The sequence below is a fragment of the Acetobacter sp. P1H12_c genome (assembly GCF_018811975.1).
In the GTDB taxonomy this organism is placed as follows: domain Bacteria; phylum Pseudomonadota; class Alphaproteobacteria; order Acetobacterales; family Acetobacteraceae; genus Acetobacter; species Acetobacter persici.
Genome location: NZ_JACRVR010000001.1, coordinates 199,799 through 219,167 on the forward strand (window position 1 = coordinate 199,799; position 19,369 = coordinate 219,167).

Sequence of the window (19,369 nt, forward strand, 5' to 3'; positions counted from 1 at the left end):
AGTAGTCAGAAGACTGTGGGGGAGGCAAAATGCTGAAAAACCTGTTCAGAACATGGGGGCAGGGTGACCGGGCCGGTGCGGTGCGGGATACGCTGGCGGGGCTTTCTCTGGCCTGCATGAATATCCCGCAGGTGCTCGGCTATGCCCGTATTGCAGGCATGCCTGCGGTTACCGGGCTGTATACGGTTCTGCTGCCACTGGTGGCGTTTGCAGGTTTTGGGTCCTCACGGCATCTGGTCGTGGCGGCAGATTCCGCAACCGCTGCTATTTTTTCCAGCGCGCTGGCGCGGATGGCTCCCCCCGGAAGCGCGCATTATATGGCGCTTGTCAGTATGGTTGCGTTACTCAGTGCCGGGTTCCTGCTGGTCGCGCGGCTGTTCAGGCTGGGTTTTCTGGCAGACTTTCTCTCCCGCACGGTGCTGGTCGGCTTTATGGCCGGAGTTGGCCTGCAGGTCGGCATTGCCATGTCTTATGACATGCTGGGGCTGCACCCCACTGCGCATAATCCTTTTGTGCAATGTCTCGATCTGCTGAAAAACTTACCGCATCTCGTTCCGTTAACGGCGGCCCTGTCCTGTGGCATGTGCCTGTTTTTATATGCGGGAGAAAAACTGGCACCGCATAAGCCGCTGGCACTGGTGCTGGTTGTGGGAAGCATTTTCGCAAGCTGGGCATTCGGGCTGGAGGCGCGCGGGGTAGCGGTGGTTGGCCCACTTTCTGGCGGTTTGCCGTCCCTGCATTTTCCGCAAGTCGGGTGGAATGATATTCTCAGTCTGCTGCCAGTCGCAACATCCTGCGTGTTTGTGATTATTGCGCAAAGTGCAGCAACATCCCGTATCTACGCTTATGAGTTTCAGGAAAATACAGATGAAGATAAGGATATTCTGGGACTGAGTGCCGCAAATGCGGTTGCCGCGCTCAGCGGCACCTTCACGGTTAATGGCAGCCCGACCCAGACCGCCATGGCCGTGCAGGCCGGGGCACGTAGCCAGAAAGCCCAACTGGTGTTTGCCTGTGTCACGCTGGTTGTTCTGCTGTTTCTTACGGCCCCGCTGCGCTATCTGCCGCGCTGCGTGCTGGGCGCTATTGTGTTCAATGTTGCCATGGGGATGATTGATCTGCGTGCGCTATGGCGTATCCGGCAGGAAAGTCCGGGGGAATTTGGACTGGCGCTGATTACGGCCGCCACAGTTGTCGGGATTGGGGTTGAACAGGGGATTCTGGTCGCTATCGCGCTCTCCCTGTTCCGGCATGTGCGGCATAGTTATGAGCCGCATACAATGGTTTTGCAGGAAGATGCGCATACAAAACTTCTGGAGGCCTCTCTTGTCAAAGCCGGGGTGGAGACGGAACCGGGCCTTATTGTCTATCGTTTCTGTGCGGATCTGTTCTATGCAAACTGTAACCGCTTTGCGGATGATCTCCGGTTTCTGATCAGCACAGCCCCTGTGCCTGTCCGGTGTGTGGTGGTGGATGCCAGCGCCATTACGGATATTGATTATTCTGCGGCCTGCCTGTTGCGCACGGTTTTGCAGGAATTACAGGCACAGTCAGTGCTGATTGTATTTGGGCGTGTTAATCCGTTTTTGCGGGCGGACATGGAACGTCACCGGATTACTGAAGTTCTGGGTGAGGGAAATATCTACGCGCAGCTTCATACAGCAGTTGCTGCTGCCCGCTCTCATGCCGCGTGCGAAGCAGCATGAGAGCAGAAGCTTGTGAGGCTTTTTGTCAGAACAGGCCAGAAGCTGAAGCGTGCGCTCCGCTGGTAAGCCATATGTATAAAATACCATAAAAACACAACAAGAAAACACAATTATTTATTAAAACTACATAAATTAAAAAGAGATTTTATGAATTATTTTGTTTTGCACTTAGGTGCGGACCCGCAAAAAAAACCCACGCCAGAAAACCGGCGTGGGGTCACATCGTCTGCTTTACTCTGAAGAGAGTTACGGGAAGAACTTACGCACGACCCGATAAGCAATAAGATAAAGCAGAAGGTAAAATACAGGAATAAACAGAATGATCCCTTCAAGATCTCCTAACATAGCTCACACCTCCTGATCGGAAGAAGAATTGATTGTGCCATCCTGCTGGGCATCCAGCAGAATTGCTCCGGCACCCGAGATCAGAATGATCATGATGGTGCCAATCACCCAGGCAAAGTACCAGGGGCCCTGATCCCCCACAAAAACGGCAAACAGCAGGGAGACGACCAGAACAGCGGCCAGACCGGCCAGACGCAGAAGTTGCATGGTAAAATTCCCTCTCAGTAGCTGTGACTATCGTTAACGATGTCTGCCGTATGCACCTTGCCGCGCATGACATAATAACACCATGAGGTGTAGCAGAGGATGATAGGCACAAAGATGAGTGCCACCACCAGCATACAGGTCAGGCCATAGGCGCTGGCAGAGCTGTTCCAGACTGTCAGGCTCTGATCCGGCGTTGTGGTGGAGGGCATGAAGAACGGGAACATGGCAGCGGCAACAGTGCCGATGGTGCCAATCCATGAGCCAAGCCCGGTCCACCATGCCAGAATGGCTTTATGCATACGAACAGCCAGCGTTCCGCCAATCATGCTTGTCACACCCAGCAGTGGCAGAAGCCACAGAACCGGATGGGCTGCAAAGTTATGCAGCCATCCACCTGCAACCATAGCGACGTGCTGGCCATGCAGAGGGGACGCTGGCATGGCCGGGTTGACCGGCGCGGTAAAGACAAACCCCTGCATGCGGGAGATAAAGACACCACCGATCAGAAACAGTGCTGCTGCGGTCAGACCGCCACGCAGGGCATAGCGGCGGGCGCGGTCATAAATCGGGTTTTCTGCCCGCAGCATCAGCATGACACCCCCCTGATACACGCTGAGTGCTACAGACATCAGGCCACAGACAATGGCAAAGGGGTTGAGCAGGTAAGAGAAAAAAGAACTGTCCTGATAATACTGCCCGGTCCAGCCAAAGTGAAAACCAACACCGTGCAGAATATTCCCGAAGGCTGCTCCGTAGATAAACATGGGCAGAAAGCCGGAAATCAGAAAAACCCAGTCCCAGCTTGCGCGCCACAGATGGGAGTCTGCTTTTGAGCGATATTCAAAAGCCACCGGCCGCAGGATCATGCTGAACAGCAGCAGGATCATCACCACGTAAAATACGGAAAAGGATGTGGCATACAGGGTTGGGAAGGCCGCAAAAATCGCCCCGCCACCCAGAATGAACCATACCTGATTTCCGTCCCAGTGCGGGCCGATGATGTTGAGCGCGGTGCGGCGCTCCCCATCATTGCGGCCCACAAAGCGCAGCAGGGTGCCAACGCCCATATCCATGCCGACCATCAGGCCAAGGCCGATCAGCAGCACGCACAGAAGCGCCGCCCAGACCAGTTTAAGAAGTGCATAAAGTTCCATATCAGGACCTTTCTTTTAACAGAAGCATCAGTGGCCGGACGCGTGGGCGCTGCCCGTGCCTGCATACTGCGGCGCATAAGAGTCTGCACCATGCGGGGCGTCATGAGCCTCAGGGCCAAGGCGGGCGAATTTGAACATCAGATACAGTTCCGCCGCGATGAAGATGCTGTAGAGCAGCGCAAAGCCAGCCAGAGAGAACACCATGTAGGAGGTGCTGTGCGTGGAGGCGGACAGGAAGGTCGGCAGCGTATTGAACACGGTCCAGGGCTGACGGCCTGCTTCTGCGGTAATCCACCCGAATTCTGTTGCCAGAATGGGGAGCGGAATGGACCACATGCAGGCTTTAAGAATGAGTTTGTTACGCTCCAGCCTGTTTTTGAGGCTGAGGTAAGCGGAAATGGCGAACAGCGCAAAGAAATAGAGCGCAAGAAACACCATGATGCGGAAAGACCAGAAGGTTACAAAAACATTCGGAAGAATGTCAGGTTTTGTCTGAGTGATAACGCTCTGGAGAGCGTCCGCCGGGATAGCGGTTACGTCCTGATTAGGGGCGTGGCGTGTGGCCAGAAAGCCAAAGCCGAGGTCGGCTTCATGCGCTTTAAACTGCTCCAGATCAGCCTGCTGGTGCGTTTCCTGATACCGGTGCAGGGCCGCCACGGCGGTAATGCCGGATTCAATGCGTGGCGCCGCGGCGTCTTCCAGTTCATGCATGCCCATAATGGGTGTATTGAAGTCATGCGTGATAAGGGGTGTCAGAACAAACGGAACACCGATTTCAAAGTGATTTTCCTGTTTAGCGTCGTCAGGCAGGGCCGCCAGAATCCAGGGTTCATAGGGCGGTTTGCTGGTGTGCCACAGGCCTTCAATCGCAGCGATTTTGGTGGGCTGTTCCATATAGTCTTCCCGGCCCAGAACATCGCCCAGTGTAATGACGGCAACCGTGGAGATAATGCCAAACAGGGCGGCCATGCGGAAGGAGCGGGCGGCAAACTGACGGTGCTGGCCGCGTAGCAAATAAAATGCGCTGACACCCATTACGAGGAGTGCCGCAGAAATATAGCCTGCAACCGAAGTATGGACGAACTTGGCCTGTGCATCCGGGCTGAAAATCAGCTTAACAAAGCTGTCAAATTCCAGACGCATCGTATCCGGGTCAAAATGTGCGCCGTGCGGGACGTTCATGCCGGCATTGGCAATCAAAATCCACAGGGCCGACAGGTTGGACCCCAGCGCGACAAGATAGGTGACAGCCAGATGTGCCTGTTTGCTTAGGCGGTCCCATCCAAAAAACATCAGACCAACAAAGGTCGATTCCATAAAAAAGGCCATCAGACCTTCAATGGCCAGCGGCGTGCCGAACATATCCCCAAAAAAGCGGGAATACATGGACCAGTTGGTGCCAAACTCAAATTCCATGGTGATGCCGGTCGCAACACCAAGGGCAAAGTTTATGCCAAACAGCTTGCCCCAGAACATGGCCATGTCTTTATAAATTTTTCTGCCGGTGACGACATACACCGTCTCCATGGCAGCCAGCATGAATGTCAGCCCCAGCGTGAGGGGCACAAACATGAAGTGGTAGAGAGCTGTCAGTGCGAACTGAAAGCGTGAGAGATCAACAACGGTCGGGTTGATCATGTCCATTTTAAAAATCCTTTATCATAGGCACTCTTAAGCGGGGGATTTTCAGGATTATCGTCTCATGGCACCTCCTCCGCCGGGCAGATCTGACCGCCTGCCAGCGTGAGTGTCCGGTCCATAAACGGGATCAGGCTACGCCGATGTGTGATGCACAGAAGAGTGGCATCTGGCCTTGCGGAAATAAGGCTCTGCATCAGGCTGTATTCGGTTTTCTGGTCCAGCCCTTCAGTGGGTTCGTCCAGAATGAGCCAGGGGGTGTTGCGCAGTAGCGCCTGCGCCAGCACAAGCCGTCTGGCCTGCCCGCCGGAAAGGGCAAGCCCTTCATCCCCGATCAGTGTGTCCAGCCCGTTAGGGGCGTGCTGCACGAAGCCGTCCAGTTGCACAATGCGCAGGGCGTCATGGAGGCGTGCATCATCAGCCATCGGGTCTGCCAGCAGAAGTGTGTCCCGAATGGTGCCGTTGAACAGATGGAAGTCTTGCTGTGCAACACTTATGGTTTTTGCGAGATCTTCTGTGGAGAACGCTCGAAGGTCCTGCCCGCCGAGCGTAATATCCCCCTCCTGATACGGGTAAAACCGGCTCAGGAGGCTGATCAGGCTGCTTTTTCCAACCCCGGAAGCGCCGATAAGCGCTACGCGTTCTCCCTGCCGGATGTGCAGGCTGGCATGATGCAGAACCGGGTTCGGGCTATCCGGATACTGGAAGGAGACATCATGCAGAATCAGATCCAGCGGCGCATGCAGCGCAGGGGGCGGCGTGACGGGAGCAGGCACACACGGCGGTGCCTGACATGCGGCCTGCAGGCGTTCCGCAGCTATCTGGGCGCGGGTGTAAGCCTGACAGGCGGCAGGTAAGGGTTGGGCGACATCAAAAGCTGCCAGACACCCCAGTGCGAGCATCGGGATTTCCGGTGCGGAGAGGATGTTCTGATGGAATGCCTGCATAGCCAGAAAAACGACGCAGAGTGTGGTGAGCAAGCCGATAAGCGTGATCAGGCCGCGCGCACCACTTTCCAGTGTGGCAAGAGAGCGTTCTGTCCGCTGGAGGCTTTTCTGCTGTGTCTCCAGTGTCAGAAGGCGGGACTCGCTGGCCCCTAACGTCAGATATTCCCCTAACCCCGTCAGCGTGTCTGCCAGATCGGCCTGAAACGCGCTGCGTTCTATTGCGAGCGTACGCAGGCGGGGGGCAGATAACAGACCAACGCTTACAGGCACAGGCAGGCAGCAAACCAGCATACCCAGAGCCAGAACATAACCTGCCTCTTTGAGAAAAATGCCGAAAATGAAAGAAAAAACCAGACCGCACAGGAGCGCCCGCGCAAAAGGAATAAATGTGTCTGTATAGGACTGGCCGACGCGATCTGTATCCGACACAAAGCGGGAGAGCAGATCGCCCCCTCGTTTGTCGGTCAGTCCGGCAGGAGCCTGCGGTGCGAGCTTTGTATAGGTCCAGACCCGCAGGCGGCCTGTCAGGCGCAGGCTGGCATCATGCGTGACCAGCCGTTCGAGATAGCGTGTGATAATCCGGAGTGTCGCAAAGAAGCGCACACCTGTTGCAGGCAACATCATGTTGAAGGCCTGCTGTGCAGCCAGCCCCGCGGCTCCCGCGCAGGCAGCCCCGGCCAGAAGCCAGCCCGACAGGAACAGCAGCCCGAAATTGGCCAGAGCAGCCACACAGGCCAGCGCCAGACCCAGCAGGACAGGCCCACGCAGAGCACGTGTGAAAAGGCCTGAGAAGGTCAGCATGGTCATGCGCAGGCCCTCTGATCTGTAAAGAGACTATCTCCCTGCCTCTGGCTGAGATGCAGGCGCTGGTCAGCCAGTGCCGTCATGGCGGCATGATGGGTGGCAACAAGAACAATCCGGTCTGCGGCGCAACGACGGATGGCCTGTGCCACGCGCAAGGCGCTTTCCGGGTCCAGATCGGATGTGGGCTCATCCAGACACAGAATGTCCGGATTGCGCAGCAGGGCGCGGGCCAGAGCCAGCCGTTTGATCTGGCCGCCGGAGAGGCAAGCGCCTCTTTCCCCTACAGATGTTTCAAAACCCTCAGGCAGAGCCAGAATAAAATCCAGAGCATCGGCCTGCTGCGCCGCAGCACGTAGCTCGGCCTCTGTTGCGTCTGGTTTTGCAAGGCGCAGGGTGTCCGCAATGCTGCCCAGTGCCATAACTGGACGCTGAGGAACCCAGGCAATATGGTTTTGCCAGCCCGCAACAGACGCGCCTGTTGCGTCATATACGCGGATATCACCGGACGTCGGCTGTAAAAAGCCGAGAACAAGACGCAGGAAGGTTGTTTTTCCCGCGCCACTTTCTCCGGTTATGACGGTGAGCGTGCCACGGCTTAACGTGCAGGAGAGATCCTGCAACGCCGGGGGTGTGCCATCATACTTTGCACTCAGGCCGGAACAGACAATCTGCTTTATGCGGCGGGTGGTGCCGGTGTTCTGTTGGTCTGCTCTGTTGGTTATGTCCATTTCCGGCAGAGCAAACACATCAGCCAGTCGGGTTGCGGCGGCTGTTGCGTTCTGGCGGGCATGATAGCTGGCGGAAAAAGCCCGGAGTGGCATGAAATATTCCGGTGCCAGCAGCAGAACGAGAAAGGCTGAGCGGAAGTCCGCCGTGCCGGAGAGCAGTCTGGCCCCGAACACTACAGCAACGAGGGCGATGGACAGGCTTGAGAAAAATTCCAGAACGGCAGACGTCAGGAAAGCAACTTTCATGACAGACAGGGTGCTGGCCCGGTGTGCTTCCGTGGCGGCTGCCATCCGGGCGATGCTGGCCTGCGTCTGCCCCAGCAGGCGAAGAGTGGGCAGGCCGCGCAGGGAATCCAGAAAGCTGGAGCCGAGCACAACAAGCTGCATCCATTGCCGGTCCATGATGCTCTGGGCGCTGTACCCGACCAGCGCCATAAAAACCGGGATCAGCGGCCCTGTGCAGGCCAGAATTACAAAACTCCAGCCATCCAGATGGAACACCACGCCAAGAATGAGCACCGGCAGCACGACCATCATGGCTGCGCGGGGAATATACTGGGCAAAATAGGGTTCCAGCGCATCCACTCCTTCCGTCAGGGTGGTGAGAATACGGCCAGCGGGGAGCGTCGTAGCCCCGACAGGCCCTGCCCGGAACAGATGGCGCAGGGCGTCCTGCCGCACCTGTGCTGCAATCCGTAATCCTGCTTCAAGCCCGGCTCTGTCCGCCAGTCCTTGCAGAATCAGACTGCCGCTCAGGGAGGCGATGAGCAGGAGGAGCGTGTGCTGCTCTGTAGCAAAGGACGCGCCGTGGAAGGTCAGAGCATCAATCAGGCCCGCCAGCAGCGTGAGGTGGAGCACAAACAGGACCGCCGCCATACCGCCCAGCATCACGCTGCCAGCCAGCCAGCCTTTGGCCCGCCGGGCCATGCCGGCGGTCTGCCAGTCGTTGTTGGAAGAGTGAGCGTGCATGAAAGGGTGCCTGCCTGCGGAAGAGCGTCATGAAGAAATACACTTTCATAGTTAATGAAAGCAATATTAGAATATTTACGAAACTATTTTCCGTCAAGGGTACGGCGGTGCGCGCTCAGTGCAGGGCTGGCGCGAAAAAACAAAAACAGGGCCGTTAAGGCCCCGTCCCAGTCTTCAGCAGGAAGACGATATTTAATTTATTGGGTTAAGTATCCGCCGTTATCGGCCGGACAGGCATTGCCAGATCATGTAAGTCGCCACGCAGAAAATCACGCAGGCGAAAAAAATGGTCAGCGCGCCTTTGGATTGCGCCATGGAACGGGCCACCCGAGTCCCGAGCAGGCTGCCCAGCGCGCCACCCAGAATGAACAGTCCGGCCAGAGACCAGTCTACATAGCCGGAGATCATGTAACTGGCGGCGGTGCTGAGCCCGAAGGCGGAGACGGCGACCAGCGAGGTGCCGACGGCGTTCAGAATAGGCATGCCGGTGGAGGCAATCAGGCCAGGTACGATCAGAAAGCCGCCGCCAATCCCGAAAAAGCCGGAAAGCAGCCCTGTGCCCGCGCCATACCCGGCCACTTTTGCGGCGTTATCCCGGTTACAGCTTGCGCCGGGGCAGCCTTCATTCCTGCGGCCCCGTAGCATGAGAATCCCGACGCCAATCATGAGAATGGCAAAGCACAGAAGCAGTTTTTTACCATCAACAGCTTTACCGAGAGCCGCGCCGATAAAAGCGCCCAGCACACCGCAGGAGGCAAAAATGGCGGCGCAGCGCCATTTGACGGTATGGGCGCGGGCATGTTGCGCCAGCCCGACCAGCGCGTTGATGGCAACCGCCAGTGCGCTGGTACCAATGGCGACATGCGGGTTGGCAACACCCACCAGATACACCATGAGCGGCACTGCCAGAATGGACCCCCCGCCTCCGATAAGCCCGAGCGTAAAGCCGACCAGCGAGCCGGAAAAAATTTCCAGCCCGGTCTGTAGGAGGGGATCTGACATTGTCTGCTGTGTGCCTCAGGTCGGAAAGAACGGGGTGTGTGCTCGTGCGGGGTTCAGAGCGTGTTGATGGGGATTTTGATGTAGCTGACGCCGTTTTCTTCCGGCTCCGGCATATGACCGCCCCGTATATTGATCTGCACGGAGGGCATGATGAGGTTGGGCAGGGAGAGTGTGGAGTCGCGTTTGGTACGCATGGTCACAAAGTCTTCTTCCGGCACACCGTCATGCACATGGATATTATAGGCCCGTTCCGCGCCGACTGTTGTTTCCCACGCAAACTCCGTGCGGCCCGGTGCCTTGTAGTCATGGCAGAGGAAGAGGCGCGTCTGGTCCGGCAGCGTGAGCAGGCGGCGGATGGAGTGGAACAGCATCCGGGCGTCCCCGCCGGGGAAATCCGCACGGGCGGTGCCGTAATCGGGCATGAACAATGTGTCACCAATAAAGGCGGCATCTCCGATAACAAACGCCATGTCAGCCGGGGTGTGACCGGGAACATGCAGGACTGTAGCCTTCAGGGAGCCAATCTGAAACTGGTCCCCGTCATGAAAGAGGTGGTCAAACTGGGAGCCATCCCGTGCAAAGCGGGTGCCTGCGTTGAAGATTTTTCCAAAAACTTCCTGAACCCGCACAATATCGGCGCCGATGCCCAGCTTACCGCCTACCTGCTCCTGTAACCACGGGGCTGCGGAAAGATGGTCGGCATGCGCATGGGTTTCCAGTTGCCATTCAACCTTCAGCCCCTCTGCGCGCACGTAATCGACAATCTTCTGCGTGGAGTCATACCGGGTGCGACCGGACGCGGCGTCATAATCCAGAACGCTGTCCACCACTGCGGCGGCTTTGGTTTCCGGGTCATGCACCACATGGCTTGCGGTAAAAGTTGCTTCATCAAAAAACGTTTTGACGATGGGCTTCTGTCCGGGTGTGTGCTCAGCGTGCAGAATCTGGGCTGTGGCAGCGGCAATAGGGGCATCCGTCATGAGGAGCGTCCTTGTTAGTTTCTAATTTAATTTAAACCTGTATCTTCATTTTCATTAAATACGAAACCATCTTGCGTCAAGGATAGTAATCCGCGTAAGTAACGCAGCATGAGCGATCCTACGTTTGAAGCATGTCCTCTTTTTCAGGCTCCTGCACCTCTCAAGATTGGTGATGCGGCCCCGGATTTTGTGGCGCGGACCACACAGGGGGACCTGACTTTAAGCAATCTGCGCGGGCACTGGGTGATCCTGTTCTCCCATCCGGCAGATTTTACGCCGGTCTGTACCAGTGAGTTTATTGCTTTTGCCAGGGCGGAACCGCAGTTCCGGGCCATGAACTGCGCGCTGGTCGGGCTGTCTATTGATAGTCTGCCCTCGCATCTGGCGTGGGTGGATGCCATCCGGGCGCAGTTTGGCGTAGTGGTTCCGTTCCCGGTGGTGGAAGACCCGTCGATGGTTATTGGCCGGGCCTATGGCATGCTGGATGTTACAGCTCAGAGCAGTGCGACGGTCCGGGCTGTCTATGTCATTGATCCGGACGGTATTGTGCGGGCCATTACATGGTACCCCATGACAGTCGGGCGTTCCGTGATGGAACTGATGCGTTTGCTGGCGGCCCTGCAACGCGTGGCGGAAGGCGATGTGCTGACGCCGGAAGGCTGGATGCCGGGGGATGATGTTGTAAGCCCCGCAGCCCAGACGCAGGATGCGGTGGCTGAGGCCGGGCCTGCGTGGTTCATGGCGCTCCAGAAGGACGCAAAGGCGTGAGTGGGCTTTCGTTCGATATGGCGAAGCAGCTTGTGGAGCGGCTGAAGCTGTTTGCACAACCGCAGCGCCTGATGATTCTGGATGCGTTACTGGGCGGCGCTCTGGCTGTGAGCGAACTGGAAAGCCGGACCGGTATTGGTCAGCCGACCCTCAGCCAGCAACTGGGCACCTTGCGGCGTGCCGCCATTATTGTGCCGCGCCGGGAGTCCCGCACTATTTACTACAGTCTGGCTAATGATGATGAAGTGCTGCGGGCGCGGGCCTTGATTGCCCTGCTGCGGGAAGACCGTATGGCGTTGCCGCTGTTGCAGGAAGTTTCTGAACGGCGCGGCACGCCGCCTGCCCGGATAAAACCGCCAGAGGAAGGGGGCGCGCAGTTTGCGTTTATCCGTCCCGGTCTTTCTGCAACCTCTGGTTGAATTTACACTTTTAGAAATTACTCCGGACGCAAGTGTCCGAAAAAAAGGGGCACACCCCGGAATGCAGGATGTGCTCCTCCTCACTGAATGGCCTCAGCGTGTGGTGGCCTCGGGTGCTTTCGGGGCAACCAGCCGGAAGAGCGGGCCAGTCAGCACCGTAGAAATCACCGCCAGCACCATCAGGGATGCAAAGGCAAATTCGGAAATCATTCCCTGCTGATGCAGAATGGTGGCGGCCACAATTTCCATCAGGCCCTTGCACTGTAACAGCGCCCCGATACTCAGCCGGAGCCTGCTGTTAAGGCCTGCGGCGGGCGGGAACAGAAAGACCGCGCCAATCTTGGTGATAACCGAGAGAACAACGAGCATCAGGGAGGCAATGACGGATGGCCACGTCAGGGCGTCTCCATCAATATGCAGGCCGCTATGGCCGAAGAACATGGGCGCAAGCCAGATGAGTGAGAAGGTGCCAACCTGTTCCACCGGCAGGCGGCGCACCCAGCTTGGCGGCATGATAGCCCCGGCAAAATACGCCCCGATCAGCTCATGCAGGCCAAGCTGCATACTGGCCCATGACCCTGCCGCCAGATAAATGGGGACAGCCAGCCAGATAACCCAGAGCGGAGGGTGTTTGAGGTTACGGGTGGCCCAGCTCCCCGCAAGCGCCAGCCCGGCCAGCAGGGCAATGGCGACAAATTCAAGCCCGGTCCAGCCCTTCAGGCTCGCAGAGCCTTTCGCGACAAATTGCAGCGCGGCGAGGCCGATCCACAGGGCGGCATCATCCACGACGGCCAGTTTGAGGGCCAGATGGCCGATGGGCCGGTGGCCGGGTGACAGCTCACGCACAACGCCAATCAGCACCGGCAGGGCGCTGACGGCCATGCACAGCCCGACCGACATTGCGCCAATAAGCGGGGTTGTATGTGGCGGTGTCCAGCCACGCAGGGGCAGGAAGAAATAATATACCAGTACGGAGCCGATCAGGAACGGACCCGCAAGTGCTACCAGCGCGCCGCCCAGCAAGCGACCCAGCGAGGGCGTGGGCAGAGGATCATCCTGCTCTTTTCCGGGGGTCTGCCACATTTCCAGCCCGGCCGTGAAGGCAAGGATGAGCACAGCCACCCAGCCTATGGAGGTGCCATACAGAGAGGGGATGCCGAGGTTCTGCACAGGGGCATGCGTGACGGCTAAAAGGATACCGACAAGAATCGGGATTACGGCAATAGGAATAGTTTTATTAATCAGGCGCCAGAACCCCCATGGCACCAGAACAAATATGATCACATCAGCAAAAAGTGCTAAAATTTTCGGCATACGCTGATCCTGCCTTTCTTCTTCATTTTCATCTTTATTATATGAGAAGGCGCAGAAAGTGAAACAATATTGAAAAAAGTTAATAATTTTCGGTTTGTGAGTGTTAATGCTGAGAAGGATTTTAGTTCTGTAATTAATTTCTTTAAGATATCGTTCCGATACTGAATTTTATTTAAGGGTCTGACTTTTATTGCTGAATAGTGTGAAGACTGGCAGCGCATGACTGGTGTAAAAGCCATGCAGGGAGTGATGGCGGGCGTGGACCGGGAAGGATTGGAAACAGACAGACTGCACTGCTATCCTGCCTCTCACGCCAGTCTTATCCAGAGTGTGACCAATTTTTGAGACGTGCTGTACAGGGTTAATCTGTTGTGCCAGACAAAAATGCTGAAAAAACCAGTGGAACGCCAGAGGCTCTTCTGACGTATGAAACACCTCTGTTGCTGGCGGAGGAGAAACCCACAAAACTGGGTAAGCTGAAAGCCGGAGCAAAAGCGGCTGGCCAGAAAGCAGGAGCGCTCCGCAGAAAGGTGGTGGAGACATACCGGCCCAAAGCTGAGCTTTCCAGACGGATCCTGAAAAAATACAGACCCTATATTGATAAGGCGGTTTTAATGGTCGCTGTTGCTGCGGCCAGTGAAGTGCTGAATGACCGTGAAAAAATGGAAGCGGTTTATCGGTGGGTGCTCAAACTGGTGCCGTCTTCCATCCGGTTGTTTCTGCCGGAAAAAATTCTGTTCAACATGCTCTGGTTTGTAAAAGATGATCTGATTAAGAGATTTTATGAGTACAGAGAAAAACTTGCCTCTTCTGGTGAGAGTAAAGAAGAAATACAGCGCCTGACGCACGAAGCGGATCAGTCTATTCAGGAGAGAGAGCAGGCAGAGGAGTCCTCAGGCGAAGAACTGCCTGCGACAACTCTCAAAGACTGACATAACATGGTACGGCTGAAATAAGTGAATGGTGTCCGCGACGGGATTCGAACCCATGGCCCCAGGATTCATCCCACTTCGGTTTTCACCGCCCCCCGGCTTTGTTCCTTTAAAAGGGACCGGGTGTTCGTGGTCTGGACTGTCCCTTTGCCGTAAGCCGTTTCCGGCCCGTAGGCACCGCCCGTCCAGTCTCTACACCTTCCGGCTCTGTTGCCAGAGCACGGCTTGGCTCGGGATCGGCACGGCAAAAGCTTGCCAGAGCGTTCCCCGAATTTGAGCGGATACACCATGAAGTTTCCCGTCATGGCGCCCAATTACCTTAGGAATCCTGTGCTCTATCCTGCTGAGCTACGCGGACACACCCCTCTATCTATACTGAAAGCCCCCGGCCGGAGCAAGGGGAAGAGCCTCTAGCGCCGGGCGGCCAGCACCGCGCGGGCCGCAAGTCCGGCCACATAGCGTTTGCACAACAGGGCATCCGGCGCGCCGGTCTGTTTACAGGACAACTCCAGCGCCTGTGTTTCCTGCACCGCTTTGGTCAGGGCGGCCAGCGGCCACAGATCCACCGCGCGGTTAAAACTGTTGGTGCGCTTAAAAAAGACCGGGGGTCTCAGGCCTTTGATGGCATCGCTCCGGCTTGCCCCGTCCGCCATGGCCGCCCGTACCCGCCGCAGGCGGTGCAGGTGGGAGAGAAAGGTGCGGGCTATGGCAATCGGGCTGATGCCTTCCGCCAGTGCGCGTTCAATAGCCAGATCAGCCTCTGTCCTGCGGCCTTCCGTCGCGGCAAAAGCTGCATCTTCCACAGAGACACTCCCCGCATCCCCAATGCAGGCGTGCACATCCTCCAGAGAAAGTGTGCCGCTGTCACCCGCATACAGGGCCAGCTTTTCTACCTCGCTGCGGGCTGCGCTCCGGTCAGCCCCCAGCCGGCCTGTCAGCCAGTGGAGTGCATCCGGGTCAATCCGTACGGTGTGGCTGGCCAGCATCTGGGTGATGGTCGCTTCCAGTGTGCGGCCTTCCTCCGGGTAGCAGCCAACACTGGCGCAGTCTTCCCGTTTTTCCAGCAGGGCGCGCAGTTTGGAGCGGGAGGGCAGGCCGGGTGCTTCCAGCACCACCAGGGTATCGGTCTTCTGCTCCAGCACATGCGTCACGGCTTTGAGCAGGGTATCTCCGGCATCGCGTACCCGCACGGCCCGGCGTCCGCCCATCAGGGAAAAGGCTGTTGCTTCCTCTTCCAGCCGGTCATGCGTTTCCTTATCCAGAACGGCGACGCGGAACGGATCATCCACAGACCCGGCAATCTGCCTGACAGCATCCTGCGCCCGCTCCCGGATCAGCCCCGTATCCTCACCATGCAGCAGGATAATCCGCCAGGCACCGGGGTCCCGGGTTACACGGGGCAGGCTGCGGGCATCAATCTTCATGGCGCGGCACCCTGCCTGTGGCCGCCGTTACAGGCCACCGGTCTGGCTTGGGGCCCCACGGCCTGTGGCCATATCCGGGATGGCATCATCCCCTTCCTGCTCCATTGGCGCATCCTTTTCAGAATTCGGAATGGCATTGGGCATGGGGTAGAAGGCCTTGGGACCCTGCGTGCGTTTTTGCGCCGGAGTGGCCTGTGTGCGGAACCACGTTGCCACCTGCTGCGTGACCTGATCCGCCAGCGTTTTGGCAACGCGGCCTGTCGTGGTCTCGTTATTCAGGGTCTGGGCAAAATACTGTTCGTAGGTGGAGGTATAGCCATCCAGCGCTGAGGCATCCCCCTGCGCCAGCATCCTTGGATATTGTTCAACGGTATACAGCGTCCAGTGGGCGTGCCCGTTCATCCGCACGCGGCCGGAGGTGTTGTCCGAGTGGATATCCAGAGATTCATAGCTGATGGAAGGCTGGACAACCAGTTTATAGCCTTCCGGATCTTCCGGCCCGTCTCCCGCCATGTTCTGCTGCAGCGCCAGACGGACCTGCTGGCCCATACGTTCAGGAATATTGGCGACGTAGACGCGCTTGAGTTCCGCGTTGATCTGCGGCGCATCCTCGCGCTCACCATAGAGTGGCTGAAAGCCGCACCCGCCCAGCGCAAGAGGAACCCCCAGCAGCAGAACTGCCAGAGAACCACTGAACAGAGTTTGCGTGAAGCGGGATCTGGACATCAGCCTGCCGTTACAAAATTGACGATACGATTAGGCACATGGATGCGTTTGACAATCCGCTTGCCTTCCAGCAGCCGCGCCACGTTGGGTTCGGCTTCCGCACGGGCAATAACGGTGGCGCTGTCTTCATCCGGTGCAGCGTCAATCTTGCCACGCAGTTTGCCCATAATCTGCACAGCCAGCGTCACCTGCGTGGCGGCCAGCAGGTCAGGTTTGGCGTCCGGCCAGGGAAGGTCCACGACCATGGTCTTGCCCGGTTCCAGCAGCGCGAACATTTCTTCCGCCAGATGCGGCATCATGGGGGCGCAGAGCTGGCACAGGGCGCGGGCGGCCTCCCGGCGGGCAAACGCCATACCGGCCAGATCCGGTGTTTTCTCCGCATCCGCCAGAGCCGATGTCAGCTCATGGATACGGGCCACCGCCACGTTGATAGTGAAGGTTTCCAGAGCTTCCGTCACGGCGGCAATGGTGCGGTGGGTGGCGCGGCGCAGCGCATCCGCCTGCGGGGCGATCTCTGCCGGACAGGTGTCCTGAACGGGCACGGTTTCCGCCACAGTGCGCACCAGACGGAACAGGCGCTGGGCAAAGCGGGCCGCACCGGACACACCTGCCTCCGTCCATTCCATATCGCGTTCCGGAGGGCTGTCAGACAGAACAAACCAGCGGGCCGTATCCGAGCCAAACCGTTCGATAATGGCTTCCGGAGAGACTGTGTTGCGCTTGGACTTGGACATTTTTTCCACGCGGCCAACCGTCACGGCTTCTCCGGTGTCACGCTTGACAGCGCCTTCCGGCCGCAGGTCCACCTCTTCCGGATACAGCCAGTTTCCGGCGGTGTCCTTGTAGCTTTCATGGCTGACCATGCCTTGTGTGAACAGCCCCGCAAACGGTTCGCTCAGGTCCAGATGGCCGGTCTTGCGCATGGCGCGGGTAAAGAAGCGCGCATAGAGCAGGTGCAGAATGGCGTGCTCAATCCCGCCAATATACTGGTCTACTGCCAGCCAGCCATCGGCAGCGCTGCGTACCGTCGGTGTTTCGGCATGCGGGGCGGTGAAGCGCGCAAAATACCAGGAACTGTCAACAAACGTGTCAAACGTGTCGGTTTCACGCACCGCAGGCTTGCCACATTTGGGGCAGTCCACATGTTTCCATGTCGGGTGGTGGTCCAGCGGGTTGCCGGGTTTATCGAACGTGACATCTTCCGGCAGCTTGACCGGTAGCTGGGCATCCGGCACCGCAACCGGGCCGCAATGGTCACAATGGATCACCGGGATGGGGCAGCCCCAGTAGCGCTGGCGGGACACACCCCAGTCGCGCAGACGCCAGTTGGTGACGCCTTTGCCAACGCCCAGCTCTTCAAGCCGGGAAATGGCTTCTTTCCGGGCGTCTTCCGTGGTCAGACCGTCCAGAAAGCCGGAGTTGATCATCGTGCCATCGCCCGTAAAGGCATTTTTGGTAATGGCGAAGTCGGCCTGATTCTTACCCTGCGGCAGAACAACCGGCGTGACAGGCAGATTATATTTGTGCGCGAAGTCCAGATCGCGCTGGTCACCAGACGGGCAGCCGAACAGTGCGCCGGTGCCGTAATCCATTAGCACAAAATTGGCGATCCAGATCGGAAAGCTCTTGTCCATGAAAGGATGGTTGACGCGCAGGCCGGTGTCAAAACCACGCTTTTCAGCCGTTTCGACAGCCTCGACCGAGGTGCCAAGGCGGCGACATTCCGCAATGAACTCGGCGGCCTCCGGGTTGCTGCGGGCCACAAAAGCCGCCAGCGGATGGTCCGGAGCAATGGCCAGAAAGGACATGCCAAACAGCGTATCCGGGCGCGTGGTGAAGACCTCGACCGCGTTCAGATTGCTGTCCAGCGCCTGATTGTTCAGGTCATGGGGCGGCTGATGCAGGGAGAAAGTGATGTGCGCCCCTTCCGAGCGGCCAATCCAGCGTTCCTGCATGACGCGCACACGGTCCGGCCAGCGGTCCAGTGTTTTCAGGCCATCCAGAAGGTCTTCTGCAAAATCAGTGATTTTCAGAAACCACTGTGAGAGTTTCTTTTTTTCAATCAGCGCGCCGGAGCGCCAGCCACGACCATCCACAACCTGCTCATTAGCCAGCACGGTCTCGTCAATCGGGTCCCAGTTGACCCAGCTTTCCCGGCGTTCCACCAGACCAGCTTCAAGGAAGTCCAGAAACAGCTTCTGCTGTTTGCCGTAATAGTCCGGCAGGCAGGTCGCAATTTCACGGTCCCAGTTGAGGGAGAAGCCGAGGCGCTGGAGGGTGGCGCGCATGGCGGCAATGTTTTTCAGCGTCCAGTCCTGCGGGTGCACGCCGCGTTCCCGCGCTGCGTTTTCCGCGGGCAGGCCGAAGGCGTCCCACCCCATCGGGTGCAGCACGGCGTAGCCACGGGCGCGCTTATACCGGGCGACAACATCCCCCAGCGCGTAGTTGCGCACATGGCCCATATGGAGCTGGCCGGAAGGGTAGGGGAACATTTCCAGCACGTAGTATTTGGGTTTATCCGCCGGGGGGACGTCCGGCACGGTAAACACTCCGGCCTCGTTCCACGCTTTCTGCCACCGGGGCTCAACGGTCTGAAAATCGAAGGACGCCCCTGTGGAGGGCTGCGCCGGGGCGGTGGACGTGTTGGCAGGCTGTGTCATGGAACTCGCGCGGGTGAATTTTTCAAAATCAGGGGAAACCGGCCCACGGGGGGCCGGGGCGGCACAAAGCCGGGACGTCAGTCGTCCCGGTTGCCGTTATCCGCACGCAGCTTGCGCGCGCGGGAGAGGATACGGGCTGCAATGTCAGACGCCGTATTGCCAGCGGGCGGGGTATCCACCCACTCATTCCCCTGCTGAACCTGACGGAACACGGTCAGGCGCAGCGCATCGGAGCGCAGGCGGCGGTCCAGAATGAACGCGGTCATTTTAAAGCGTTCGCCGTGGGCTGCGGGCGGGGTGTACCAGTCCGTCAGGATAATCCCGCCTTCCGCATCCGCCGTGGCGACGGGCATGAAGGACAGAGTATCCAGCGTGGCGCGCCACAGATAGGCGTTCACGCCGCCTTTCAGCACATCCTCACCCCCGGAGGCGCCCCGGTCTTCATGCAGAAGATGGTTGCGCGGGGCGGTCAGATCATTGCTGCTGCGGGGGCCACTGGAGCAGCCCGGCAGCAGGAGGAGGCCGGAAAGGGCAACGCCGGCCAGCCAGAAAGCAGGCCGTGAGCCGCTGGAGGCAGAACCGGAAGCGGGAGGGCAGGGCATGGGACGACGTGGCATAATGTCGATACGGCTCCTTCGGCGGTGGG

The 19,369-nt window shown here is 58.1% G+C and carries 17 protein-coding genes; 5 read left to right on the forward strand and 12 right to left on the reverse strand.

Annotated elements, in window-relative coordinates:
• The first annotated feature begins 29 nt into the window (after positions 1-29).
• Positions 30-1,706 (forward strand): SulP family inorganic anion transporter, encoded by a 1,677-nt coding sequence (locus KP699_RS01015; protein ID WP_215761349.1) that lies wholly within the window; start codon positions 30-32, stop codon positions 1,704-1,706.
• 348 nt (positions 1,707-2,054) lie between these two features.
• Here KP699_RS01015 and KP699_RS01020 read toward each other — a convergent pair whose 3' ends face one another.
• The 7 genes from KP699_RS01020 to KP699_RS01050 form a co-directional block, all read right to left on the reverse strand.
• Positions 2,055-2,258, reverse strand: a complete 204-nt coding sequence (locus KP699_RS01020; protein WP_025825954.1) for a hypothetical protein — start codon at positions 2,256-2,258, stop codon at positions 2,055-2,057.
• A gap of 14 nt (positions 2,259-2,272) precedes the next feature.
• Positions 2,273-3,412: a cytochrome d ubiquinol oxidase subunit II gene (gene cydB, locus KP699_RS01025; protein WP_215761350.1), complete on the reverse strand. Its 1,140-nt coding sequence runs from the start codon at positions 3,410-3,412 to the stop codon at positions 2,273-2,275.
• A 27-nt stretch (positions 3,413-3,439) separates the two neighbouring features.
• Positions 3,440-5,056: a cytochrome ubiquinol oxidase subunit I gene (locus tag KP699_RS01030; RefSeq protein ID WP_215761351.1), complete on the reverse strand. Its 1,617-nt coding sequence runs from the start codon at positions 5,054-5,056 to the stop codon at positions 3,440-3,442.
• Positions 5,057-5,112: 56 nt separating this feature from the next.
• Positions 5,113-6,804 (reverse strand): thiol reductant ABC exporter subunit CydC, encoded by a 1,692-nt coding sequence (gene cydC / locus KP699_RS01035; protein ID WP_308164729.1) that lies wholly within the window; start codon positions 6,802-6,804, stop codon positions 5,113-5,115.
• A complete protein-coding gene (cydD, locus tag KP699_RS01040) occupies positions 6,801-8,498 on the reverse strand; it encodes a thiol reductant ABC exporter subunit CydD (RefSeq protein WP_215761352.1) in 1,698 nt (565 codons plus the stop codon). The genes cydC and cydD overlap by 4 nt, the downstream gene beginning before the upstream one ends.
• A 219-nt stretch (positions 8,499-8,717) precedes the next feature.
• Positions 8,718-9,500 carry a sulfite exporter TauE/SafE family protein gene (locus tag KP699_RS01045; RefSeq protein WP_025825961.1) on the reverse strand — a complete coding sequence of 261 codons (783 nt, stop codon included), beginning with the start codon at positions 9,498-9,500 and terminating at the stop codon, positions 8,718-8,720.
• Between the two features lie 53 nt (positions 9,501-9,553).
• Entirely contained in the window at positions 9,554-10,480 is a 927-nt protein-coding gene (locus KP699_RS01050) for an MBL fold metallo-hydrolase (RefSeq protein ID WP_215761353.1), read from the reverse strand.
• Between the two features lie 108 nt (positions 10,481-10,588).
• Here KP699_RS01050 and KP699_RS01055 point away from each other — a divergent pair, with 108 nt between their 5' ends.
• Positions 10,589-11,248: a peroxiredoxin gene (locus KP699_RS01055; RefSeq protein WP_215761354.1), complete on the forward strand. Its 660-nt coding sequence runs from the start codon at positions 10,589-10,591 to the stop codon at positions 11,246-11,248.
• Between the two features lie 17 nt (positions 11,249-11,265).
• Positions 11,266-11,667 carry a helix-turn-helix transcriptional regulator gene (locus tag KP699_RS01060; RefSeq protein ID WP_077930703.1) on the forward strand — a complete coding sequence of 134 codons (402 nt, stop codon included), beginning with the start codon at positions 11,266-11,268 and terminating at the stop codon, positions 11,665-11,667.
• A gap of 93 nt (positions 11,668-11,760) precedes the next feature.
• Here the strand turns inward: KP699_RS01060 and KP699_RS01065 are convergent, their stop codons facing one another.
• On the reverse strand, positions 11,761-12,981 hold the full coding sequence (locus KP699_RS01065) for a cation:proton antiporter (RefSeq protein WP_212374792.1): 1,221 nt from the start codon (positions 12,979-12,981) through the stop codon (positions 11,761-11,763).
• A 219-nt stretch (positions 12,982-13,200) separates the two neighbouring features.
• Between KP699_RS01065 and KP699_RS16590 the strand changes: the two genes are divergently transcribed.
• Together KP699_RS16590 and KP699_RS01070 are read left to right on the forward strand one after the other, a co-directional pair.
• Positions 13,201-13,326, forward strand: coding sequence for a hypothetical protein (locus KP699_RS16590; protein WP_256442264.1), 126 nt, complete (start codon positions 13,201-13,203; stop codon positions 13,324-13,326).
• 26 nt (positions 13,327-13,352) lie between these two features.
• The gene (locus KP699_RS01070) at positions 13,353-13,913 is read left to right on the forward strand and encodes a hypothetical protein (protein ID WP_215761355.1); all 561 of its coding nucleotides are present in this window, start codon (positions 13,353-13,355) and stop codon (positions 13,911-13,913) included.
• A 410-nt stretch (positions 13,914-14,323) separates the two neighbouring features.
• On the opposite strand, the gene holA is transcribed toward KP699_RS01070, so the two are convergent.
• From holA to KP699_RS01090, 4 genes are all read right to left on the reverse strand, one after another.
• A complete protein-coding gene (holA, locus tag KP699_RS01075) occupies positions 14,324-15,337 on the reverse strand; it encodes a DNA polymerase III subunit delta (protein WP_215761356.1) in 1,014 nt (337 codons plus the stop codon).
• 27 nt (positions 15,338-15,364) lie between these two features.
• Positions 15,365-16,063: an LPS assembly lipoprotein LptE gene (locus KP699_RS01080; protein ID WP_215761357.1), complete on the reverse strand. Its 699-nt coding sequence runs from the start codon at positions 16,061-16,063 to the stop codon at positions 15,365-15,367.
• On the reverse strand, positions 16,063-18,723 hold the full coding sequence (gene leuS, locus KP699_RS01085) for a leucine--tRNA ligase (RefSeq protein WP_215761358.1): 2,661 nt from the start codon (positions 18,721-18,723) through the stop codon (positions 16,063-16,065). Before leuS ends, KP699_RS01080 begins: the two co-directional genes overlap by 1 nt.
• 77 nt (positions 18,724-18,800) lie before the next feature.
• Positions 18,801-19,340, reverse strand: coding sequence for a DUF3576 domain-containing protein (locus tag KP699_RS01090; protein WP_025825970.1), 540 nt, complete (start codon positions 19,338-19,340; stop codon positions 18,801-18,803).
• Between the last annotated feature and the right edge of the window lie 29 nt (positions 19,341-19,369).